Below are 21,159 nucleotides of genomic sequence, written 5' to 3' on the forward strand. Positions count from 1 at the left end.
GGATGCGTTCCCACGCGGAGCGTGGGAACGATCAATAAGCCAGCTTTAGTGATCAAAATTGATAGTGCATGAACTGGCCTCTTCCCGGCTAAAGCCGGTCCCACTAAAAAGCAGCGCGTGCAGTCAGTGAGAGTTGCGGCGACCTCGACTGTGGGACCGGCTTCAGCCGGGAAGCTCTTGATCTGCTCAGCGCTTTTGATCTTCATACACAAAAAGCCCAGACACCACCAAACGCGACTTTGGTGCAGGCCGAACGTAGACGACGCGCAGTGGGCCGAGCCGCATGGATGCGGCGAGAGCGCCGTCAGGACATGGATGTCCGTTCGGCGCGGGCCCACGGAACGTCGTCGGAGTGAGGGTATTCCGACGAAGGAGGAACCCAACCGAGAGCAAGCACCCTTGGTTACTTGGGGATGGTGCGACTTTCGACTTTTCCAAGTAACTTGCCGAAGGCGAAACAGTCTGCCCCCAGGCAGACGCTCTTGATCTTAAGGATCTTGATCTTGATCTTGATCTTGATCTTGATCTAAAGGGACCTATCCCAACCGCTCTTGAACCAGCGCATTGCGAATAATCACCAGCATTGACTCAATATTCTGATCCCAATCCACCGTCCCGCTGATCCGCAAACACTGCTGATGCAACCCCCGCACACTGAACAACTCCCCCGGCGCCACCACGATCCGCTGCTCCAGCAGCCGATTGAACACCCGCGCCGTATCCACCCGATGCACACTCTCCAGCCAGATCGACGCCCCACCCCGAGGACGCACAAACGTCACCTCATCCCCCAGATACGCCTCCACCCCGCTCGCCAACTCACCGACCCGCTGCTCAAGACAACCACGCAACTCACCCATATGCCGATCCAGTTGCCCCGACGCGTACAACCGCGCAATCGCCTTCTGCCGAACCGGCGGCAAACGAAACGAGCGCAACAGCCACTGCTGATGCAACAGCGCCCGCGAATGCCGGCTCAACAGATACCCGAACGGCGCCTCAAGCCCGATCATCTTGTCAAACGCACCCAACACCAACAGCCGCTGCGGATCAATCAAATCCCGAAACGGCGAACGGTCGTCCTCAAAACACAACGCGCCATGGGTATCGTTCTCCAGCACCCACAACCCGTGCAGGTTCAGAACCTCCGCCATCCGCGCACGCAGCACGGCCGTCATCAGCTGCCCACGAACCGGGTCCATCTGCGACGACACAACCGCCATCTTCACGCCTTCCCGCTGGATCACCGCACCCAGCTCATCGACATCAATCCCCCCTTGTGCGTCGGTGCAGACTTCGATCACCCGAATCCCGTACGTCTGCAGCGTGCGCAGGATGCTCCAGCCGCACGGCGACTCCACCAGCACGGCGCCGTCGCGCAGTTGCAACGCTTCGATCACGGTTTTCAGCACGCCGGTCTTGTCCGGCCCGATGAACACGTTGTCCGGGTGCCAGCAATGCTCGGTGGACGAGGTGTAGTCGCCGGCCAGGGCCGTGCGCAATTCGACATCGCCGAAGGGCTGAAAACGCGGGTCGGGCTGGCAGGGATAATGACGCATGAGGTCGCGCTCAACGCTCAGCAGCGCGCCGTGAAGGGACACCAGCAGCGTTGGCTCGTCGGCGCCAAAGACGAACATGTCAGGGCGCCGGGCGCTGGCATGAAAGCGCGTGAACACGTCACCGCCTTCCAGCGGCAGCTCGTTGCAGGGGTTGGGCAACGCGAAATAGCCGGATTTGGGCACGGAGCAGATGCGCCCTTCCTTCTCGAGAAGGCTGTAGGCGTTCTGCACCGTGGAAATAGACACGCGCAGCCGTCGCGCCAACAGCCGCAACGAAGGCAGGCGCACAGCCGGCCCGGCCGACAGTTCGTTGGTCAGCCTGAGCAGGTAGCGGTAAACCATCTGGTAGGCGAAGTCGGTCTTGTTGTTATTCATCGAACACCCCTTCCATGCGCAAGGCGCAGGGTCATTGAGAAAGAGCCCCGTCGACCGCCCGAGGCTCGGCGCATCACTTCGCGTCAGTTCACCGTGCAGCCTTCAGCGCCCCGAAATCAGTTCCGTGGTCAGGGCGCCAGTGAGCGGATCGACCGTCGCCACCCGCCGTTTGTCGGGGTCGCTGGCGCGTACCCGGGCGATGATCGAACGGTCGTCGTTGAAGTCCACGTTGCGCTTGGCGTACAGCGATTGCAGTCCCTTCAGACTGAGGCCGCTGACTTCCACCAGCCAGTGCGGCACCAAGTCCGGGACGATCTCACCGGCGAGGGTTTTGTGCAGATCGCTGAGCCCCACCAGCATCCCGGGGTGATAGCGACGCAGGAAATCCTCGAGCCGCGCGCCGGCGTCGACGAAGGGTGAGAACAGCAGGCACACCCATTGGGTCTCGCCCAGGCCAAAAGCCTCCTGACCGTAGCCTTCGGCAAGCTGACGGCGATCCTCGATTTTTTCCGGACTGTCGTAGGCGGCCAGCGCCTGGGCGATCAATCGCGCAGGCATGCGTTTGCGGCGCATCATGGCCCCCGCCAGTTCCAGGTACTCGGCGATGCCTTCGCCGTACGTACGCCCCTCGATGAATTCGGCCTTGAGCCCGCGCAGGTGGGCCATCAGCAGCGGGTTGGCGCAGTCGGACTCACTGAAGCTGAACGCCAAATCATCAAAGCGGAAGCCCAGAAAGTCAGTGAGCAGCCCCCAGTGTTCCTCGGTGCGAAAGCCGATGAGGTCCGCAGCGGTCAGCAGGGTCGGGGCGATGGTTCGGTTCAGGTAGACCGGTGGCCGGCTGTAGCCTGACGCTTCGGCTGACTCGCCGTATAGCTCCTCGTAGTAGGCGCGCCCGACCCTGTCGATAACACTCATTGCTCCACTGAAACCCAAGGTGTGCCAGGGCTCGACCTTCTGCCCGCCATGGCGTGCCAGACGCATGATCCACGTTGCGTATTGCTTCTGCTCCTTGAGGGAGTCGCCGCTGATCACCGCGTTGACGCCGTCACCCCAGCTGGCGGCGCGGACCATGAAATCCGCCATGCCCAGATAACAGCTGTTACAGAAGGTGGTCCGCGCATCACCTGCCGTCAGGTGCCCGCCCAGCAGCAGGTCGGAGCGATTCTGCTCACGACCCGCCGTCGAAAAGGGCAAGTCGGGCTCGAAGATCTGTACGTACTGATGATCGATCACCAGCAGCTCGACCCTCGGGTCGTCGTGCAGAAACAGCGCTGAATAACAGCGGTCGATGTTGCCCATCACCGCCGAGGTAATGCCCGCATGGCGCATGTTGGCCACCCGCAGCCTGAACGTTGCCGGCCCCCGTGCGGCGATGCTCAGTTGCGCGGCGCGCAACATGGCCACGGTATAGGCGCTATCCTTGCCACCGCTGAAGGCCACCAGCACTTTATAACCGCCGATCCTGTCAATTCCGCCCGCGGCAACAATCAAACGCTGAATCAACAACTGCAGCGCTGTTCGCTCATTACGATTCAAATAACCCGAGAGGCGCTGCAGCACTTGCTGATAGACGTAATTCATGGCTTGTTCGTGCATTGAACTCATGGCTTCGATACCCGACTGATCAGCCTGGCAACACGGTGCGCTATAAGAAGTTTTATACCGAGGCATAGGGCAGGCCCGACACCCATGGGGGCGGCGGACCGATTGGCAGGCAAAGCAGAGGGCGGCAGGTCAACAAGCATCGACTCGTTCCTTGAGCATTTAATTATTGAAACTATTATCGACGCATACGGAACAATTACAAGCCAGTCATCACCGACGCGTAAATGTTCTGTTTTCGACAAATTCAAACGTATATTAAACGGGAGTGTTTAAATCAGCGTTTATTAAAGCAAACACTGTCTGGGTTCGAGCCGTTCACAGGACTATCAACATCGCACTTTTAGCGCGTTGATAAATAAATTAAACACCCATAAACAAAAAAGCCTTCCTGAACATCCGGGAAGGCTTGAGTGAGACAACGTGATCCGTGACTGACAGGGCGGATACCTTCAAGCGGGTTTCCGACACCTCAATCCCGACGCCGGATCAAAAGCGTCGAGCATTCAATGAGAGCGATGGTCTGCGCTCAGGATGGATCAACCTCAATCACCACACGACCGCCCACCGGGCAACCGTCCATCAAACGATGGGCTTCGATCAATTGATCGAAGGGAAACACTTTGGTGATCTGCGGCACCAGCATGCCATCAGCCGTCATCTGGTTGATGTCGCGCAACGCACGCTTGATCGCCTCTTCGTCCTGCTTGATGCCGAGCTCCGGCTTGCCGGTGAAGTTGCCCACACAATGCACGAAGAACTGAATGTTCTTCTGAAACGCTGCACACGCCGGGAATGGTGTCTGATTACCGCCTTGCAGGCCATACAAAATCAGACTGCCACGGGGCGCCAGTACATCACCCAGAATCGACATCTGCGGGCCACCCAAACCGTCGAGGACGATGTCCACGCCACGGTTGTCGGTATAGCGGTTGATCGTCAGAAGCAAATCCTCTTCTTCGGTCACGATCACTTTGTCCGCGCCCATTTTCAGCAGGTATTCGCGGCATGCTTCGGTCTTGGTCGCCGCAATCACCTTGATGCCGAGGGCCTTGCCCAGTTGCAGGAACGCGGGCCCGGCGCAATGGCTGGCATCGGTGACCAGCGCGGTTTGTCCGGCTTTTGCCCGTGCCAGTTCAACGAACGCAAAGTACGCCACCAGCATCGGCGTGTAGTGCACGGCCGCCTGGTTAGGCGTCAGCACGTCCGGATAATGAGTCACGGACGTACGTGGCAACAGGATCAGTTCGCCATACACCGGGTACACATTGACGTCAGCGGCAGGGAAGCTGGCGACCTTGTCGCCCACTTTCAGGTCGGTTACGCCATCGCCGATGGCGGTGATGACGCCCGCCATTTCGGAACCCAGACCGGCCGGCAGGCGCGCCTGGGATGAAGCCAGATTTTGTCGCCACAGCACGTCGTACCAAGTGACGCCGATCGCCTGAACGCGCACTTGCACCTCACCGGGTGCAGGCAACGCGACCGGCAGCTCTTCTACTTTGAGCACCTCGGCCGGACCGAACTGATGAAAACGGATCGTGCGGGACATTTCGAACCTCGCCTTATGAACCTTGATGCCCTGAACTCTATCCGGACGCCGCCGGTAACACTATCAGTGGCTATTAATAGTCAACATGCCTGCTGTCGATTCTGATGGTGAAAGCGGTCGCCGAATCTGTAGCAGCCGTCCCGGGCCTGCAGGACGCACATTGTTGGGTGCGCACCGCGACATTGCAACCCGGAGGCCGAACATAGATGAATTGCGGGCTCCAGGCCGGCTGCAACCCACCGGATTACAAAGGGCCAGTACGCAGTGACGGGGCTGGTTCTGCCGGTCGATGTTTCATCTAATCGCGCCAGCGGGCGTGGCGGAAGCGCATTTACAGACACGCGGGAAAATTCAACGATGCAGACAACCGGTATTTACCCGTAATATCCCTGCCTGAGTTGAACACGTGGCGCGCGTCTGGGCCGCCGCTGCTGTTTGGAAAATGCATCGACCCATGTCCCCGAGACCCCCGTCATGAATCGCAACGACCTGCGTCGCGTCGACCTCAACCTGCTCATCGTTTTCGAAACCCTGATGCATGAACGCAGCGTCACCCGCGCTGCCGAGAAGCTGTTCCTCGGTCAGCCGGCGATCAGTGCGGCGTTGTCTCGATTGCGCGGGCTGTTCGACGATCCGCTGTTCGTGCGCACCGGGCGCAGCATGGAACCCACCGCGCGGGCCATCGAGATCTTTGGCCTGCTGTCCCCTGCCCTGGACTCCATTTCCACCGCCGTCAGCCGCGCCGCCGACTTCGACCCCGCCACCAGCACGGCCGTGTTCCGGATCGGCCTGTCCGATGAAGTCGAGTTCGCCCTGCTGCCGTCACTGCTCAAGCGTCTGCGCTCGGAGGCGCCGGGCATCGTGCTGGTGGTACGCCGCACCAACTACATCCTGATGCCCGCGCTGTTGTCGTCCGGCGAAATCTCCATCGGCGTGAGCTACACCGACGACCTCCCCGCCAACGCCAAGCGCAAAGTGCTGCGCCGCAGCAAACCCAAACTGCTGCGCGCCGACACCATGCCGGGTCCGATCACCCTGGACGACTTCTGCGCCCGCCCCCACGCACTGGTGTCCTTCGCCGGCGACCTGGGCGGGTTCATCGACGAACACCTGGAAAAAATCGGCCGCAAACGCCACGTCGTGCTGGCGGTTCCGCAGTTCAACGGGCTGGCGACGCTGATTGCCGGGACCGACATTGTGGCGACCGTGCCGGACTACGCGGCTGCCGTGCTGACAGCTGCTGGAGGTGTGCGCTCGGAGGAGTTGCCGATTGAATCGCGTACGTTTGAGCTGCACATGGCCTGGCGCGGGTCGCAGGACAATGATCCGGGGGAGAGATGGTTAAGGTCGCGGATTCAGATGTTTTTTGGGGATCCGGATAGCTTGTAATGGATGCCCGTGCACAGTTACTGAAGAGCAACGCCAACAATGAAACATCAGCTCCCCTACTACGCACTCTTTACGGTGATGCTTTCACTGTTCTGCCAACCCGCCTGGGCATCATCGTGGCAAATCTGCAGGATGAAGTTGCGTATTACCGATGCCATGACTAACCCATTTCCGCAGTTGCAGGCCGAGATCCTGGAAGTGCACGCAAAGACGGCCAATGTCGACTGCCCGGAGCGGGGGACGACTTTCATGTTTACTCCGGAAACTTCGGACTATCAGGCTGTGCTTCCACGCCGAAGCTGGCCTAAACAGGGACAAGTAGTGCGCTTTGATTACCGGTACCTGGACGGCACCTGTAAAGGCGACGGTCATGCTTATCCTTGCCGCATCAAGCACTACTCGCTGCCGAGGCAATGAACGTTGAATCATAAAAAGCTACTGGGCTATCTTCCCGGCGATCTGGTTGAGCCGATCACCCATGACGTTGCGCGGGTGACTGCCAGGGAGATGCTTGCCCCTGAAAAAATTCCACATGAGGTTCTGACTGCACAGGTGCTCAAGCGGGTGTTCCTGCGTTGGGGTTGTGTGTTGAAGGAGCCCGGTGATGAGGCGAACCCACACTACAAAGACCTGGTTTGCCTGACCATGGCGGCAGTGCTTCATCGTCACGGATTTTGCGATGAGGCGTTGACCCTGACTGCGCTGGACTCGGTCGATAGGCTTAATGAACATGTCGTGCTGAGCGATACCTTCGAACGCAACAGCGATGCCATCAAAGCGCTGATGACTTCGCCACCTACACCTTTGGTACGACGTCCGCCTGTGGCCAAAAACGTAACGTTCTGGCGAGAGGGCGACGCCGCGTCAGTGCAGATTGGTGAATGGTTTTATGCAATCTACGTCCATAACATTCTGGGTAATCACGAGGCACCGATAGTCGAGATATACGACTTCGCCTCACGCCAGCGCCCAGAGCCTGAAGACCTCCGGCAGTGCAAGGCTAAAGGGCAGCGCTACGATGATGGCGTGATGCGCATCGAACATCACGCGCCCTATGGGCTGCGGGATGTACCGGACAGGGCCAGGCAGTTTCAGCTTATCGCCAGCGGCTTGCCCGCTCCCAGTGTTGATCATTTGCAACCATCAGTTGGGCTGTTCGTCGTAAGCGACCCGTTCGCCCTCTTGCAAGACATGCAGCACGCGTTTGGTCACCATTGAACAGCCTTTAGCGCCGCTGCATAGCCTCAAGACCAAGGCCCGCGATGTAACACACCTGCTCATCGGTATCCTGAGTTGCCCGGCGTAGGGCCTCGATTGCACGAAGCGCGGCGTCGGGCAGCAGGCCACGGTTGTTCAATGCACTCACAGCATGACGACGAATCGCCACGTGGGGTGAAGCCAGGCCGCGCGAGGCTTCGCTGACATCGGCAGTGGTGGTATCGATTTGGCCGCAGGCGTCTTCAAGGGTCTCTTCAACCGCAGCCCGAACTTCAGGGCGCTGCTCAAGCAGACGCTCAAGGGGCCTGTAGTTCAGCACCGGTGGCTTCACGCTCCGCCAGCGGAAACCGGCGAAGTTAGCGCAGATACCCGAAACAGCGATGTCGGGCGCTTGCTGCATCAGCCAGTCGACATCCTCGAGATAACCCAGGGCCGTCGCGCACCAGTTGCGCGTCGATTGCTCATTGGCCTCCATCGCTTGTCGGCGCAGGGTCTGGATGACGGGCTCATCAGCAATGCCGGCCAGCCCGAGAATGCGCGCTGCAGGTGTAGGGTTTTTATGCCCGTTGACCTGCTCGATGAGCGCAGCCTGCGCGGGGCGGCCGTTGGCAATCAGCCAGCGCTCAGCGTCTTCCCCCGAAATGCCATGCGAACAGTGTAAGCGGCTAACATAGAACGCGGCCTGCTCGTCGTGCGGCCAGACAGACACTTCCCGCAGTGTATTTTCAATGGCCCATTCGACAGGGAAATTATCCTTGAACTGCTGGCGGGTGATGCTGCGCTTAGCCAAGGCAATATCGCCAGCAAAGTCATGGAAAATCACCACGAAGCCAAGCGTCACACCAGGGTGCTGGCTGAAATGTCGACCCAGCGCCCTGGCGGCACGGCTAACGGTGACCAGAAAGCGTCGCTCAGCCGCTTGCCACTGGCGCGGGCCAAGGCGATTGGCATGTGCTTGAAGCTCATCGTCAAGCGGCGTGAACTGCGCAGCAGCGCAGATCTCCCAATCCCATCGCCAGTCCGCCGGGTTCCACTTCACCGAGCTGAAGCTTTCATCTTCCTCATCGGGGTAGTCTTCGCTGAGTGCTTGCACGCTGTTTGCGGCAAAGCAAGGCAGCGTCAGAACCGCCTCTTCTTCCCGGTAGCTGGCATGAAACGCTGCGGCGTACAAAGGGCTAACGCCTTCATCGAGCAGTGTTTGCAATGTGTCTCTGGCGGCGTCGAACAGTGCCTGTTCCAGGGCTTTCCAATTCATCATTCAGCTCCTTGCTGACTACTGGGTTCAGCCGAGCAGGTCGAGCATGCCCTCAAGGGTGCTCTCCAGGCGGGACAAGTCGATGTGGGTGCCATCGCCATATTCGGCGGTCCGCCGCGCGCATTCAATGATCACCGTGAGTCCCAGACGTCCCCGGTGGCCCGGGTATTTACGCAGCTTGAGTTCAACACGGGTCGGGCTTAGCCAAGTGCTGCGGTCTGCCGACCACAGATCGTCCTCGAAGCCAAACACCACATTCCCGTTTTGGGTATCAATGATTTGCGGCGGGAACACCCAATGGGAGTTGCCTGCTTCCCACGGGATCGCCTGGACTTGGTAGCGACCGTCGGGAGACAACGACAGTAATTCAATGTCGCTCATGGGTGTGCTCCTGCAAAGGGCGTTGGCGACGGGGCCATGCGAACAGTAAGCGACCCGCCACTACCAGTCGCCCCGCCACTGTTCGAGAAACTCTGTGTCTCTGGACAGACCGACTCTTTCCCCCAGTTGGTACAACACCTCCATCAGGGATTCGCGCTCTACCGTTTCAATCTCATCTTCAAACTGGTTGATTTGCAGCATCGCGTTTTCGAACAGCAGTAGCGCGCGATCACCGGCATCGGGACCCTGCAATTTCAGCACTTCAACATAAAGCGCAGAAACCACGGGGTAAATTTTTGCCAGAACTTCTTCATCCCCTTCCAGCAACTCAAGTCCAGATTTCACCTGCGGTTCAGATGTCGTCACCATGGGAATTTCCTTGCGGTACAGGAGCAGCGCATCTGGCGTTTTTAGCGCTGGGAAAGTAAATTTTTTGGATTCATCCCAGTTAATGCCCGTGTGGTAGAAAAGTCGCAGCCTTTGCTGCAACTTGACGGTATCGCCCTGAAGGCCGCAGAACTCATGACTTTCTATGATTGCAAAATCTTTGTCAGGGCACAGATCAGACTTCAATACCGTCGCCCCGATGTTCGAATAAAGGTCGGTCAACTCTATGAGGTCAGCCGTGTATTTGCCCTCTGAGACCCACCTGAATGAAAGCATATTTTTCAGTATCGGGCGCTCATTCATCTTCACTTCATCTGCGGTTAAAAACCTCCGAAAAAGTGCCTTGAGCGGGTCTCGAGCAACCCACATGCAAAACAACATGGGGCTGGTGTTTAAATCTATGCCGTCCCATTCGTCGACAGTTCTGAAGACATCAAAAAGCTCCAACAGGCCGTGCTCTCGCATCTGGGCAAGGGTATAAACGCCCTCTTCCACTTCAACCACAAACACAGCGTCATCAATCCACTTGACTGCTTTCAACGCACATACTCCTTGTTTTTTATGGCTCGACCTTCAGCCTTGGCATCCAGCTTCGGTTCTTCCACAAATACGAGGTCAATCGGGTAGTGCTCGACTATCTGCGCCATAACACCTGAACCCTTTACGCGACAGCTCGAATCCGCAGACTATTGAACCATCATTTCCAAAGACGATCTCTGATGGGACTCAGAGCCCGAGCCTTTAAGGAAAAATACCTTCATGAAGGCACTCAGACTCACCAACAGCAACGCGCCATCGGCCCAGATGCTCTGAGGGACTCGCTGCGGGCATCATCACCCAGTCACAGAAGAACATCTGCCCCCTATCACTGGAGCACACATGAAATACGACGATGCCTCCTGGCACTACGGGGGCACCTTCCCCAAACATCTGCCAAAGTCAGCTGGCGCCACGCATATCGGTATGTTTCTCGCGTGGATGCTGATCAATGATCTCGCCAGCGAAGAACTGGAGGAAGACGCCGAGAGCGAACTCGCCCAACTCAAGGATCGCACCCTCACCGGGGCACAGTTCGTTATGACCGTGCTGGACGAAAAACTGACTGACCAGGAGTTCTCTGAAGCCGGCAATGCGTTTGCCGTTGCTTATTACGAAGGTTTGAACAACGACAGTCGTTACGTCGACGACTACCTGCTGACCTTCGGTGTCGGCCTTGAAGCCCTCTACGGCGTTGAGGACAGCTGGGCTAATTACGATCAGCTGTCTGGCGTGATGGACGCACGCTTCGCGGCCTGGAATGCAGCCGGGCGGCCTGAATATATTATTTGAACGTGCTTTAGATGACCTGCTGGCGCAGGTGGCAGCAACCCCTTCGGCAGTGCCCGCCAGCCTTGAGCTGATCGCATCACTGTCCTCATCCCACAGGCTGTGATTGTTGTCTGCCTGATGGGGTGGTTTGACGCTTGACTGAAGAGCCCGACGTCGAGCAGTTTCAACAAGATGTTTTCAAAGCGTCCATGAGCGCCATTGAACAGTTTCGGTCGGACTTTCCGAACACGCAGGTCTGTGGCTTTGCGCTGTATTCCGACGCCGACGCACGAACACTGGCACCCTCTTTCAACACCCAAGACCATCTGACGCGTGTCCAGGCGGAATACCCCGATGATGCGAAATACTTCAAGTGGTCCCCCGCCGAATGGAGCCACGAAGCCTACGGCGGGGATTGCTTTAACGATCTCTCGACAATGCTCTGGAACATGGCCGACGCGACCACCGACAACAACTTCGTGGCGCATCGCAGGCTTATATTTGAGCAATGTGTCATCGCCCTGAAAAAACTGACGACGACGTTCGACACTGCCATTTATGTATTTTCGGTTTCTGACTTTGAATGCGTGGAGGACGAGATCGCCTGGGTAACCGCTCTCAACACTCCGGAAGAGGCCTACGAATTCAGAACATGGCTAGAATAAGCGTCGGCGGGAAACTCGGATCATGAGCCTCGTCGATACCTACCTCGCCGGCCTGCGTCAGTCGTTAGTGGCCGAAGATCTCGATCAACTGAAACATGCACACGGAGCTTCGGCGGCAGACCTGCAGCGACTCAGCAAGCGTTACCCATTGTGCCCCGCAAGCCTGTTGCAACTGCTCGGCCAGATTGACGGCACACATTATCGGGATTACCCGAACGGCGAGGTCATGGTACTGATGCTGGGCTCCGACCTGCCCGGCTATCCCTACTACCTGAGTTCGGTAGAAGACATACTTGCAGAGGCTGACGGCCTTGATACTGAAAGCATCGTAGAACTTTATGAAGGCTGGTTTGAAAATGGCTGGCTGGATCAGGAGATGGATCTGATCGGAGAAGGCATTGACCCTACGGTGGGCATGAATGAGCGGCTGTGTTTTTCACACTGCATCAACAACGGGGGCACTTCGAGGTTGTACATAGACCTCAATCCGGCGCCCGGCGGCACGGTGGGTCAGGTCATGCGCTTTCTGCATGACCCAGATAACTATGAAGTGATTGCGCCGAGCTTCGATCACTACCTGCAACAGTTGATCGATGACGACTACGCGTTCATTCGCCCAGAGCCCTAAAGCCGGCTTACTGCCACGGAAATGAGCGGTGGGTCACTCGCTGCAACGGAACCGAAAGCGCGGAGAAACGCGCTTCGACTTGCATGCACCGATCACCGTTCATGCGCTCTCCCAGGCACAAGGGCAACGCCCGACAAGCCTGCAACGCACTGCCAATATTGATCTCAAGGACAGCGCTGACCTCTCGCGCCGCGACACCCAACTGGTCAGGCGAGCATTCAGCAAGAAACAGGTCGTACTCGGCGTATAACTCGCGCGACAAACCGGGTTCTGCTGCCTTCGGGTCATCACCACCGGGCACCTCCAGGAAGGCATCTTGCTCAGAGTAATGCTCAAGGGCGATAACGTAGTCCTCCAGGCTAGAGTGCGGCTGCTGTCGCTTCTGTACACACAACACGTCCGCAAAACTAGCCGCTTCCAGGCATGACGAAAGCTCGAATCTGTCGCCAAAGTCCAGCACGCGACGCTCATCGTCTTCATCAATATTCGACACCAGGTAAAACCGGCTCTCCAGCAACGCTGCGTGCCCTTGAACGTAGACCCACGCGTATCGATGCCATAGGGCTCGATCGTCAGAGCATGCAGCAATAGTCTCTACTGTCTCGCGGAGCGAATAAAGCTTGAACATCCTGCCAACTCTCCTTGCATGTCACTGTAGTGCCCAAACGGATCAACCCGACTCGTGGTCTGAAACTTCAGAGGCGGGAGTTTGCCCATTTTATGGTTGGTATGGCGCCTCTAGATGGAGGAATACTTTCACGCCATCGGATTAACGTTTTCGAGTACCACCCCCGCTCTGGTTAACATTTTCGAGTCTTGATTAACGGTTTGACAGCGGATCGCATCAACCCGCCCGTCCGCCCAACGCCAGCCCCACGTCACCGCCCGCCTCGCCCCAAAACCCCTCCGCCGCCTGACTCAATCGCGCCTTCGGCCGGGTCAGGTGAATTTCCAGCGGAATGTCCCAGCTCTCATCGAGCGCTCTGACCAGTCGCCCTTCCAGCACTTCCTGCTCGGTGAGGCTTTTCGGCAGCCACGCCACACCTTTGCTTTCCAGGGCCATGGACATGAGCACCGCCGCAAGGTGGCTGCTGAACAGCGGTTTGAGGTGAAGGTAATCCTCCTTGCCCCGCAGTCGGTGCGCGACGATACGCCCCAGCCCGGATTCATGGGTGTACGCCAGATACGGCAACGCCGCCGGCGCGGTGCCGAATTGGGTCGATCTGCTTGCCAGGGGCACCAGCACGTCCTCACCGACCTTCTTGCTGATGAACTGATCAGGGGCCAGCAGTGGCGGCACGTCGGGGTGGCGATGGCAGAGCAGAAACTGCACCTGACCGTGGATCAGCATCTGCTCGCAGACCGCCATGCTGTCGGAGTGCAGCTGCACGGCCTCGATGAGCGCGGCGTTTTCCGAGCTTCGCAGCCACTTGGGAAAGAAGGTGAACGACAGCGAATGCGTCGCCGCGAACTTGAGTGACCGCGCCGCCATCCCCGCCACTTCCTGGGCCTCGTTGCGCATCCGGTACAGGTGCCGGGCGGCCTCCTGAGCGCTGGGCAAAATCTGCCGCCCGGCTTCCGTCAGCGTTGCGCCCTGGGGTGTGCGCACGAACAACTCCACACCCATCCAGTTCTCCAGCGAGCGAACGCGGCGGCTGAAGGCCGGTTGGGTCACGTGCCGTGCTTCGGCGGCACGGACAAAGCTGCCGTACTCCGCCAGCGCCGAGAGATCTTCAAGCCAGACGAGTTCCAAGGGGCCATGCCTCCTGTGCATAGGGTGCGGCATTAATAGCATTGGGCGGGTCGCGTCGCAAAGCCTAACGTGGGGTCACGAACAACAAGAGGAACCGTCATGCGCATCGTCGAAATCCGTGAAAAAACCGTTTCCATCGCCTCGCCCATCGCCAACGCCTACATCGATTTTTCCAAGATGACCTGCTCGGTCGTGGCGGTGATCACTGATGTGATTCGCGACGGTAAGCCCGTCATCGGCTACGGCTTCAATTCCAACGGCCGCTATGGCCAAGGCGCACTGATGCGTGACCGCTTTCTGGCGCGCATCACCGAAGCCGATCCCGACACACTCGTCGATCACGAAAACAATAACCTCGACCCGTTCGCCATCTGGAAAGCGCTGATGACCAACGAAAAGCCAGGCGGCCACGGTGAGCGCTCGGTCGCCGTTGGCACCATTGACATGGCCGTCTGGGATGCAGTCGCCAAGATTGAAGGCAAACCCCTTTATCGCCTACTGGCTGACCGCTACCGTAACGGCGTGGCCGATGACAAAGTCTGGGTCTACGCCGCAGGTGGCTATTACTACCCCGGCAAAGACCAGACCAAGCTCAAGGCGGAGATGCAGGGCTATCTGGATCGCGGTTATGACGTGGTCAAAATGAAGATCGGCGCCGTGCCACTGGACGAAGACATCCGCCGCATCGAGGCGGTGCTTGAGGTGGTGGGTGACGGGCGTCGTCTGGCGGTGGACGCCAACGGCCGTTTTGATCTGGAGACCGGCATTGCGTATGCCGAAGCCATCAAGCCATACAACCTCTTCTGGTACGAAGAAGTCGGTGATCCGCTGGATTACGCGCTCCAGGCCGAGCTTGCCAATCACTACGAGCTGCCCATGGCCACCGGTGAAAACCTGTTCTCCCATCAGGACGCCCGCAACCTGCTGCGTCACGGCGGCATGCGCCCTGATCGTGACTTTCTGCAGTTCGACTGCGCGTTGTCCTACGGACTGGTGGAATACATGCGCACCCTGAAGGTGATGGAAGACATGGGCTGGTCGTCACGCCGCGTGGTGCCCCACGGTGGTCACCAGATGTCCCTGAACATTGCCGCCGGCCTGCACCTGGGCGGCAACGAATCCTACCCGGACGTGTTCCAGCCCTTCGGCGGTTTCGCTGACGGGATCAAGGTAGAAAACAGCTACGTCGGGCTTCCGGATATTCCGGGGGTCGGCTTTGAAGCGAAGTCCGCCTTGTACGCGGTGATGCGCGAGTTGGGTGAAGGCTGACTGGCGATGGCATCAGCCCTCTTGCCCCACAGCTGATCCGCGAAATGCTCCGGTCATTGCGCCGCCAACGTGGCATGACCGGCGTCGTTACGCCTGCAGCTTTCGCGACAGGAAATCCCGAATGTACTGCGCAACCTCCGGCGCATGGGTCTCCAGTGCAAAGTGTCCGGCGTCGAGCAGATGCACCTCGGCACTCGGGATGTCCTTGCGAAACGCTTGCGCGCCCGGCGGGATGAAGGCCGGGTCGTGCTTGCCCCACACCGCGAGCAAGGGTGGCTGGTGCTTGCGCAAGTACGCCTGGAACGCTGGATAGGCCGCCACGTTGCTGCGGTAATCGAGAATCAGGTCCAGCTGTATTTCCTCTGCACCGGGTCGCGACATGTAAAAAATGTCCAGGTTGTAGCCGTCGGGGGAAAGCTTCTCGGGATCAGAACCCGTGCCGTATTGCCATTCGCGGATAGTCTTGGGCGACAGCGAGGGGCGACAGGCTTCGCGGTTGGCGGGCGAAGGATCACGCCAATAGGCCTGCCACGGGTCCCACTGATCGCTGAAACCTTCAAGGTAGGCGTTGCCGTTCTGGCTGATGAGGGCCGTGACCTTTTCCGGGTTCGCGGCGGCGAGACGCAGGCCGATGGGCGCCCCGTAGTCGAAGATGTACAACGCGTACCGCTTCAACCCGAGGGCCTCGGTGAAGCCCTCAACCACTTTATAAAGGTTGTCGAAGGTGTAATCGAACTGGCCTCGCGGCGGCGCCTGGGTGTTGCCGAAACCAGGCAAGTCCGGCGCGATCAGGCGGTACTCGCTGGCGAGCAGCGGCATCAGGTTGCGGAACATATGGCTGGCGCTCGGAAAACCGTGGAGCAGCAAGAGCACTGGCGCATCCTTCTCTCCGACTTCGCGGTAGAACACCTCGACATCGCCGACATTTTGCGTGAGAAACCTGACACGGAAGGCATCGTCGGACCCGGCGCCGCTGCTCCGGCGAGAAGGATGTGAGGCGGCCGAGGCCGTGCTGGCAAATGATGCGACGACGGCAGACGCCGCTCCAACCGCGGACGCTTGCAAAATGCTGCGCCGGCTGACGCCGGGCTTGCTGTTCGAGGAGTTGACGGAATCGGCGGAAGTCATTGGAAGCCCTGCATGAGTGGATTCATGATGAAGCCTATTGCCTGCAATGAAGACCGTGAATCACCAGAAAACTCAACTCACCATTTCTGATTGTGCAACGTTGTCAGACCTGCTGCGAGTATCGATAGCAAACAGGTACCCACTGACATACCGCGCGCATGAGCAGGACCGGTTTTAGCCGGGAATGCGTCAATGGTCACGCTGCAGATGTGAGGACATTCATGCCGGCCTCTTCCCGGCTAAAGCCGGTCCCACTAAAAGCACCGTGCATCCCAGTAGGACTGGCTTTAGCCGGGAATGCGTCAATGGTCACGCTGCAGATGTGAGGACGTTCATGCCGGCCTCTTCCCGGCTAAAGCCGGTCCCACTAAAGGCACCGCGTATCCCGGTAGGACCGGCTTTAGCCGGGAAAGCGCCATACGTCACACCGGAAAGCCAATGTCGGGTGTAGCGTTTATCAGCGCAATAACGCGACGTTTTCGTCGATCCGCGCCTGCAGCATCACAACGGTTGCCGGAGTGATCAAGCCGGGGCTGGTCTGCTCGGCGATCTCCGCAAATCGACTCGCCACATCGCAAATTCCGTCAATCACCCTGCCCGCCTTCTCCGCTGACACCTCGGCCTCATCCGCAAGCCGGAGCATCGCCTTTCGATCAATCGCCAGCGCCTCTCCCAGCACGTCCATCTGGTGATATCCCCCCGGTCCCTCGCAGAAGGTCACGTCGTAGGCCGGCGCCAGCGTCCAGGTGCCGGACGCCGACATGAGGTAGGCAAAATTCTTCGGATGATCGTCGCGGTTATTAAACGCTACGTTGAACACGGCGCGCTCGAAGGCGATGGCTTTCTCGCGGACGTCGTTGGTGCAGAGTTGCGTCGCGCGCAGGAAGTTGACGTAGTCCAGCGATCCCGGCGAGGTGTAGTCCGCGCCGGTGAACGCGGCGAGGCTTTGCATGGGTACTCGCTTGCCCTGGATGCGGTCGAAGCGTCGGCTGGCGAATGCTGCCAGGCCGTTGGGCAATACGAAATGCTCAGTGTGGGGCGTTTTGATGCCGCATAAGCGCAGGCAGTGGGCGTAGACCATCTCGATGGCGCAGACTTCGGCGTGCTCGCCTTTGGCCGGAAACTTGATCAGCCAGGCTTCGAAACCCGGTGTCGCGGCGGTGGTGAAGGCGCCTGTTTCGGGATCGCGGTAGACCAGCGCCTTGGGCCGTGCGCCCTGGGGCGAGCCGCCAACCAGCATCAACGTGTGCAGGAATTCTCCGCCGTCACCCTGGACCACTTCCTGAATCTCCGCGGCCAGCAACTCGATGGGGACATGGGCCTGGGCCTCCAGTCCCTCGGGGGCGACAGGCTCGAACGACATCGCACCCATGGCCGTATTCCCGATGTAGGCCAGCCGCTCCAGCGGCCCGATGCGCGCCGCATTGAGCTGACGACGCCTGAACAAGCGGTCCATCAGCAGCATGCCCCAACCATCCGGCAACGCGTCGTAGACCGGCCCCGGCAGACCGAGCTGGTGGGCAGCGAAGCCACGGCGCAGGCGCGGCCCCTCCAGCGGCAGCGTGTAACTCGACAGCTCCAGGCCTCTGGACCTCGCCTCGTCGCTGTACTCGAAGACAATCTGCGGACGCCCGGTGATGGCCGTCGTCGACACTAACGTGCCCCACAGCCAGCGCTCGTCCCAGCCGTTGTAATACACCTTGACCTGCTCAAGCATCGCCCGACTTCCTGATACGTTGACGCTCGGCGGCGGCTTCGTAGCGGCGAATGTCATCCAGGCTGTCGAGCCTGGGCATGAACAGCCCTTCCAGCTCCCTGGTTCGGCCGAGGACCATGGCCACGCGGACCAGATTTTCGAAGCTGACATTGCGCCCGGCTTCGAGATTGGAAACGGTATTGACGCCCACGCCGGCGCGACTGGCGACGTCGGCCTGGGTCATCTCCAGCGCAAGGCGCTCGGCGCGCAATCGGACGCAGAGGCGACTGACGATTTCACCGGGCTTGCTGAAGCTTAAATCCAACATGAGGGCGCACAGTCCGTCTGCCATTGATGCGAGCCAGTATGGGCCAGCTCTTTAATGACTTCAACGACTGTAACTCCATCTTGATGGGGCTTATGGCAGCTTTATGAGCTTAGGACACAGTTTAATGGATTTATAATTTGAACAACGCTTCGAGCATTGGTACCGGAGATATCTGCTCCAGCAATGGGGCAATGTGCCGGGCGCGAGCCTCATCTTCGCCCAGCGTTGATCCAAGCGGTCAACTGCATTCAAAAACCGATGGTTGCTGACAGCAGGTAGGTTCTGGGAGTGGCCAGCGTCAGGCCGGGCTCGCTGTCATCCGAGGCGCCGGCGGAGGCCCAGTAACGCTTGTCCATGATGTTTTCGATATTGGCACGCAGCGTGATGTCCTTCTGGTCGACCTTGAAGGCGTAGCGCGCACCTACATCGAACCGCTCGGAAGAATCGATACTTTTGCTGTTGGCCTGATCCAGATACTGCGAACTGGTGTAGATACCCCGGCCGGTCAGGGTCAGGCCCTTGACCTGCGGCACGTCCCACTCGACACCCAGGTTGGCGTTGTATTCGGGCGTGGCAGGTGCCCGGTTGCCATCGAACTGACCGTTGACGGTGTGGGCGAGTTTGCTGTCGATGTACATCACCCCGCCGAGCAGGCGGAAGCCCTTGAGGGGTTCGCCGAACATCGTCAGCTCGACGCCGTCATTCTGGCGTTTGCCATTGGCGCCGAAAACCCGCGACGTGGCGTTGGTCTCGTAAGCCGGCTGTTTGACACGAAACACACTGGCGGTGAACGCATACGATCCCAAGTCATACTTGGCACCGACTTCGAGCTGACGACTGACGAACGGCGGGAATATCTCGTCTTCATTAATCGAGGTAGACGGCGCGATTTTGCCTTGGCTCAGGCCTTCCATGTAGTTGGCGTACACCGACAGGTCATCAGTGACCTTGTACAGAATGCCACCTGAAGGCGAGACCTTCTCCTCGTCGTAGGCGGTGTCGCCCTTGACGTTGTCAGTCCAGTCATCAACCTTGACCCGCTGCCAGCGGGCACCGAGTGTCAGCAGCAGGCGGTCATCGAAGAAACCCAGGGTGTCGGTCAAGGCCACACCGCTGAAACGGTTTTCGGTGTAGACCCTGGCGTCGGATCGAGTCGGGTTGACCGGAGTCGGCGTCTCTATCGGGTCGTACAGGTTGCTGGGCGAGGACGCATAACGCGCGCCGCCGTTCTCGAAGTCCATGTAGAAATAGCTGGCAGCCAGATTGACCTCGTGGCTGACCGGGCCGGTGTGGAACCAGTTGCGCACCCCTGCGTTGGCCGTCCGGACATTTTCGTCACGGGTAAAGTCACGGGGTTGCACGCTGAAGTCGCCGGCATTGTTGGTCACCGACACCGCATGGCGCAGGAACTCGTGGTTGCTTTTGCGCGCACCGACTCCGCCATAGAGCATGACCGAATCATTGACGTCGTACTCGGCATTCACCGCCCCGAAGGTGTCCCGGGTGCGCGCCTTGCTCCAGGCCTGCGCATAGTTGTCGCGCACATCTTTGGCGTCGGGCACTTTGGCATTGGCACCGACTTGCACACGCTCCTGGGGTGCGTCGGTGTCACGTTCGGTGTGGCCGATATCGGTCGACAGGCGCAAACGCTCGCCGCGGAAGTCCAGCCCCAGCACCGCCATCTCGCGGTCGACGCTCTGGTGGTCCCACTCGGTATCGCCAGATTGCTTCACGCCGTTGAAGCGGATGCCAAACCTGTCGTCTTCACCGAACCGGCGAGCCACGTCCACAGCGGTGCCGACCTGCCCCTTGGACGCATAGCTGGTGGTGAATTCGGTGATTGGCTTGTCGGTTGCCCGTTTCGGCACCACGTTGATGCCGCCGCCGACACTGCCGCGGGGCGAGATGCCATTGATCATTTGGCTCGGGCCTTTAAGGATGTCGACCCGCTCGGCCATTTCCATGTCGATGGTGTAGGTGGGCAGAATGCCGTAAAGACCGTTGTAGGAAACGTCACTGTTGAACAGGCTGAAACCACGAATGGTGAACTGTTCGTAACGCCCGCCCGCCGGGTTGGTGGAGCGCACCGACGGATCACTGGCAATCAGGTCGCCCAGCGTGCGGGCCTGCAGGTTTTTCACCGCCTCCTGGGTGTAGGTGGTCATGCTGAACGGCGTTTCCATGAAATCCCGCGAGCCGAGCATGCCTTGCGACCCTTTGCGCGCGACCTGACCGCCTGCATATTCCTGACCGTCTGTGGCGCCGCCGTCGCCGACAATTGACGTCGGCGCCAGCTGCATGCTCGTGCTTTCAACGGCAGGAATCAGCGTGTACGCCTGATCGCCCACGGGCACCAGTTGCAGGCCCGTGCCCTGCAACAGTTGCGCAAAGCCTTCTTCGACTGCGAAGTCGCCCGACAGCCCGGCGCTGTTGCGTCCGTTCACCAGCGCAGGGTCTACCGACAGGTTGACGCCGGCCTGCCCGGCAAACCGGGTCAGCGCGGCACTCAGCGTGCCAGCGGGCACCTCATAGCCGCGCCTGTTCGCGGTGTCGGCCCAACTGGTCGAGATGAACAGAGGAGTGGAATTCAGGGTCAGCAACAGACTGAAATGCAGCAGCGGCCGCAAACGATGGGAAGAAACTGCGGACATAAAGGGAAGCTCTCG

19 protein-coding genes are annotated in these 21,159 nt (G+C 59.2%); 7 read left to right on the plus strand and 12 right to left on the minus strand.

What is annotated here, in order from left to right; translation table 11 throughout:
• Positions 1 to 536: 536 nt before the first annotated feature.
• From BMY98_RS12400 to BMY98_RS12410, 3 genes are all read right to left on the minus strand, one after another.
• The gene (locus BMY98_RS12400; protein WP_074889428.1) at positions 537 to 1,934 is read right to left on the minus strand and encodes a GntR family transcriptional regulator; all 1,398 of its coding nucleotides are present in this window, start codon (positions 1,932 to 1,934) and stop codon (positions 537 to 539) included.
• Positions 1,935 to 2,036: 102 nt separating this feature from the next.
• Positions 2,037 to 3,539: a hypothetical protein gene (locus tag BMY98_RS12405; RefSeq protein WP_074889431.1), complete on the minus strand. Its 1,503-nt coding sequence runs from the start codon at positions 3,537 to 3,539 to the stop codon at positions 2,037 to 2,039.
• Between the two features lie 526 nt (positions 3,540 to 4,065).
• Complete coding sequence (locus BMY98_RS12410; RefSeq protein WP_074889433.1) at positions 4,066 to 5,088, minus strand: zinc-dependent alcohol dehydrogenase family protein; 1,023 nt, start codon at positions 5,086 to 5,088, stop codon at positions 4,066 to 4,068.
• 474 nt (positions 5,089 to 5,562) lie between these two features.
• Here BMY98_RS12410 and BMY98_RS12415 point away from each other — a divergent pair, with 474 nt between their 5' ends.
• From BMY98_RS12415 to BMY98_RS12425, 3 genes are read left to right on the plus strand one after another with little or no spacing between them, the layout of a single operon-like run.
• Positions 5,563 to 6,477, plus strand: coding sequence for a LysR family transcriptional regulator (locus BMY98_RS12415; protein ID WP_065990323.1), 915 nt, complete (start codon positions 5,563 to 5,565; stop codon positions 6,475 to 6,477).
• A 39-nt stretch (positions 6,478 to 6,516) separates the two neighbouring features.
• A complete protein-coding gene (locus tag BMY98_RS12420) occupies positions 6,517 to 6,894 on the plus strand; it encodes a hypothetical protein (RefSeq protein ID WP_083398774.1) in 378 nt (125 codons plus the stop codon).
• 3 nt (positions 6,895 to 6,897) lie between these two features.
• Entirely contained in the window at positions 6,898 to 7,695 is a 798-nt protein-coding gene (locus BMY98_RS12425; RefSeq protein WP_074889436.1) for a hypothetical protein, read from the plus strand.
• A 7-nt stretch (positions 7,696 to 7,702) separates the two neighbouring features.
• Here BMY98_RS12425 and BMY98_RS12430 read toward each other — a convergent pair whose 3' ends face one another.
• Genes BMY98_RS12430 through BMY98_RS27280 form a run of 3 tightly spaced genes read right to left on the minus strand, consistent with a single transcriptional unit; the run spans position 7,703 to position 10,258 of the window.
• Complete coding sequence (locus tag BMY98_RS12430) at positions 7,703 to 8,950, minus strand: DUF4303 domain-containing protein (RefSeq protein WP_074889439.1); 1,248 nt, start codon at positions 8,948 to 8,950, stop codon at positions 7,703 to 7,705.
• Between the two features lie 27 nt (positions 8,951 to 8,977).
• A complete protein-coding gene (locus BMY98_RS12435; protein WP_074889441.1) occupies positions 8,978 to 9,331 on the minus strand; it encodes a hypothetical protein in 354 nt (117 codons plus the stop codon).
• Positions 9,332 to 9,391: 60 nt separating this feature from the next.
• A complete protein-coding gene (locus BMY98_RS27280; protein WP_074889443.1) occupies positions 9,392 to 10,258 on the minus strand; it encodes a hypothetical protein in 867 nt (288 codons plus the stop codon).
• A gap of 339 nt (positions 10,259 to 10,597) precedes the next feature.
• Here BMY98_RS27280 and BMY98_RS12445 point away from each other — a divergent pair, with 339 nt between their 5' ends.
• The 3 genes from BMY98_RS12445 (at position 10,598) to BMY98_RS12455 (ending at position 12,319) form a co-directional block, all read left to right on the plus strand.
• Complete coding sequence (locus tag BMY98_RS12445) at positions 10,598 to 11,047, plus strand: DUF7832 domain-containing protein (protein ID WP_074889445.1); 450 nt, start codon at positions 10,598 to 10,600, stop codon at positions 11,045 to 11,047.
• 134 nt (positions 11,048 to 11,181) lie between these two features.
• A complete protein-coding gene (locus tag BMY98_RS12450) occupies positions 11,182 to 11,691 on the plus strand; it encodes a DUF4303 domain-containing protein (protein ID WP_083398776.1) in 510 nt (169 codons plus the stop codon).
• 22 nt (positions 11,692 to 11,713) lie between these two features.
• Positions 11,714 to 12,319, plus strand: coding sequence for an SMI1/KNR4 family protein (locus BMY98_RS12455; protein WP_074889446.1), 606 nt, complete (start codon positions 11,714 to 11,716; stop codon positions 12,317 to 12,319).
• Positions 12,320 to 12,326: 7 nt separating this feature from the next.
• Here BMY98_RS12455 and BMY98_RS12460 read toward each other — a convergent pair whose 3' ends face one another.
• Together BMY98_RS12460 and BMY98_RS12465 are read right to left on the minus strand one after the other, a co-directional pair.
• Positions 12,327 to 12,947 (minus strand): DUF7716 domain-containing protein, encoded by a 621-nt coding sequence (locus BMY98_RS12460; RefSeq protein WP_074889449.1) that lies wholly within the window; start codon positions 12,945 to 12,947, stop codon positions 12,327 to 12,329.
• A gap of 216 nt (positions 12,948 to 13,163) precedes the next feature.
• Positions 13,164 to 14,072: a LysR family transcriptional regulator gene (locus tag BMY98_RS12465; protein ID WP_074889451.1), complete on the minus strand. Its 909-nt coding sequence runs from the start codon at positions 14,070 to 14,072 to the stop codon at positions 13,164 to 13,166.
• Between the two features lie 99 nt (positions 14,073 to 14,171).
• Here BMY98_RS12465 and BMY98_RS12470 point away from each other — a divergent pair, with 99 nt between their 5' ends.
• Positions 14,172 to 15,341: a mandelate racemase/muconate lactonizing enzyme family protein gene (locus BMY98_RS12470; RefSeq protein ID WP_074889456.1), complete on the plus strand. Its 1,170-nt coding sequence runs from the start codon at positions 14,172 to 14,174 to the stop codon at positions 15,339 to 15,341.
• 87 nt (positions 15,342 to 15,428) lie between these two features.
• Here BMY98_RS12470 and BMY98_RS12475 read toward each other — a convergent pair whose 3' ends face one another.
• The 4 genes from BMY98_RS12475 to BMY98_RS12490 all read right to left on the minus strand — a co-directional run bounded on the left by BMY98_RS12475 (position 15,429) and on the right by BMY98_RS12490 (position 21,144).
• Positions 15,429 to 16,469 (minus strand): alpha/beta fold hydrolase, encoded by a 1,041-nt coding sequence (locus BMY98_RS12475; RefSeq protein ID WP_074889459.1) that lies wholly within the window; start codon positions 16,467 to 16,469, stop codon positions 15,429 to 15,431.
• Positions 16,470 to 16,926: 457 nt separating this feature from the next.
• Positions 16,927 to 18,186, minus strand: a complete 1,260-nt coding sequence (locus BMY98_RS12480) for a type II toxin-antitoxin system HipA family toxin (protein WP_074889463.1) — start codon at positions 18,184 to 18,186, stop codon at positions 16,927 to 16,929.
• Positions 18,179 to 18,493, minus strand: coding sequence for a helix-turn-helix domain-containing protein (locus BMY98_RS12485; protein WP_074889692.1), 315 nt, complete (start codon positions 18,491 to 18,493; stop codon positions 18,179 to 18,181). Before BMY98_RS12485 ends, BMY98_RS12480 begins: the two co-directional genes overlap by 8 nt.
• A gap of 248 nt (positions 18,494 to 18,741) precedes the next feature.
• Complete coding sequence (locus BMY98_RS12490) at positions 18,742 to 21,144, minus strand: TonB-dependent receptor (protein ID WP_074889466.1); 2,403 nt, start codon at positions 21,142 to 21,144, stop codon at positions 18,742 to 18,744.
• Positions 21,145 to 21,159 lie beyond the last annotated feature (15 nt).

The organism is Pseudomonas graminis, from assembly GCF_900111735.1.
In the GTDB taxonomy this organism is placed as follows: Bacteria; Pseudomonadota; Gammaproteobacteria; order Pseudomonadales; family Pseudomonadaceae; genus Aquipseudomonas; species Aquipseudomonas graminis.

Bases quoted from the DNA above. Each gene is read 5' to 3' on its own strand.
- BMY98_RS12460 (WP_074889449.1), bottom strand. From the start codon at position 12,947: ATGTTCAAGCTTTATTCGCTCCGCGAGACAGTAGAGACTATTGCTGCA.
- BMY98_RS12485 (WP_074889692.1), bottom strand. From the start codon at position 18,493: ATGTTGGATTTAAGCTTCAGCAAGCCCGGTGAAATCGTCAGTCGCCTC.
- BMY98_RS12445 (WP_074889445.1), top strand. From the start codon at position 10,598: ATGAAATACGACGATGCCTCCTGGCACTACGGGGGCACCTTCCCCAAA.
- BMY98_RS12405 (WP_074889431.1), bottom strand. From the start codon at position 3,539: ATGAGTTCAATGCACGAACAAGCCATGAATTACGTCTATCAGCAAGTG.
- BMY98_RS12490 (WP_074889466.1), bottom strand. From the start codon at position 21,144: ATGTCCGCAGTTTCTTCCCATCGTTTGCGGCCGCTGCTGCATTTCAGT.
- BMY98_RS12455 (WP_074889446.1), top strand. From the start codon at position 11,714: ATGAGCCTCGTCGATACCTACCTCGCCGGCCTGCGTCAGTCGTTAGTG.
- BMY98_RS12430 (WP_074889439.1), bottom strand. From the start codon at position 8,950: ATGAATTGGAAAGCCCTGGAACAGGCACTGTTCGACGCCGCCAGAGAC.
- BMY98_RS12410 (WP_074889433.1), bottom strand. From the start codon at position 5,088: ATGTCCCGCACGATCCGTTTTCATCAGTTCGGTCCGGCCGAGGTGCTC.
- BMY98_RS12475 (WP_074889459.1), bottom strand. From the start codon at position 16,469: ATGACTTCCGCCGATTCCGTCAACTCCTCGAACAGCAAGCCCGGCGTC.
- BMY98_RS12480 (WP_074889463.1), bottom strand. From the start codon at position 18,186: ATGCTTGAGCAGGTCAAGGTGTATTACAACGGCTGGGACGAGCGCTGG.
- BMY98_RS12400 (WP_074889428.1), bottom strand. From the start codon at position 1,934: ATGAATAACAACAAGACCGACTTCGCCTACCAGATGGTTTACCGCTAC.
- BMY98_RS12470 (WP_074889456.1), top strand. From the start codon at position 14,172: ATGCGCATCGTCGAAATCCGTGAAAAAACCGTTTCCATCGCCTCGCCC.
- BMY98_RS12420 (WP_083398774.1), top strand. From the start codon at position 6,517: ATGAAACATCAGCTCCCCTACTACGCACTCTTTACGGTGATGCTTTCA.
- BMY98_RS12435 (WP_074889441.1), bottom strand. From the start codon at position 9,331: ATGAGCGACATTGAATTACTGTCGTTGTCTCCCGACGGTCGCTACCAA.
- BMY98_RS12415 (WP_065990323.1), top strand. From the start codon at position 5,563: ATGAATCGCAACGACCTGCGTCGCGTCGACCTCAACCTGCTCATCGTT.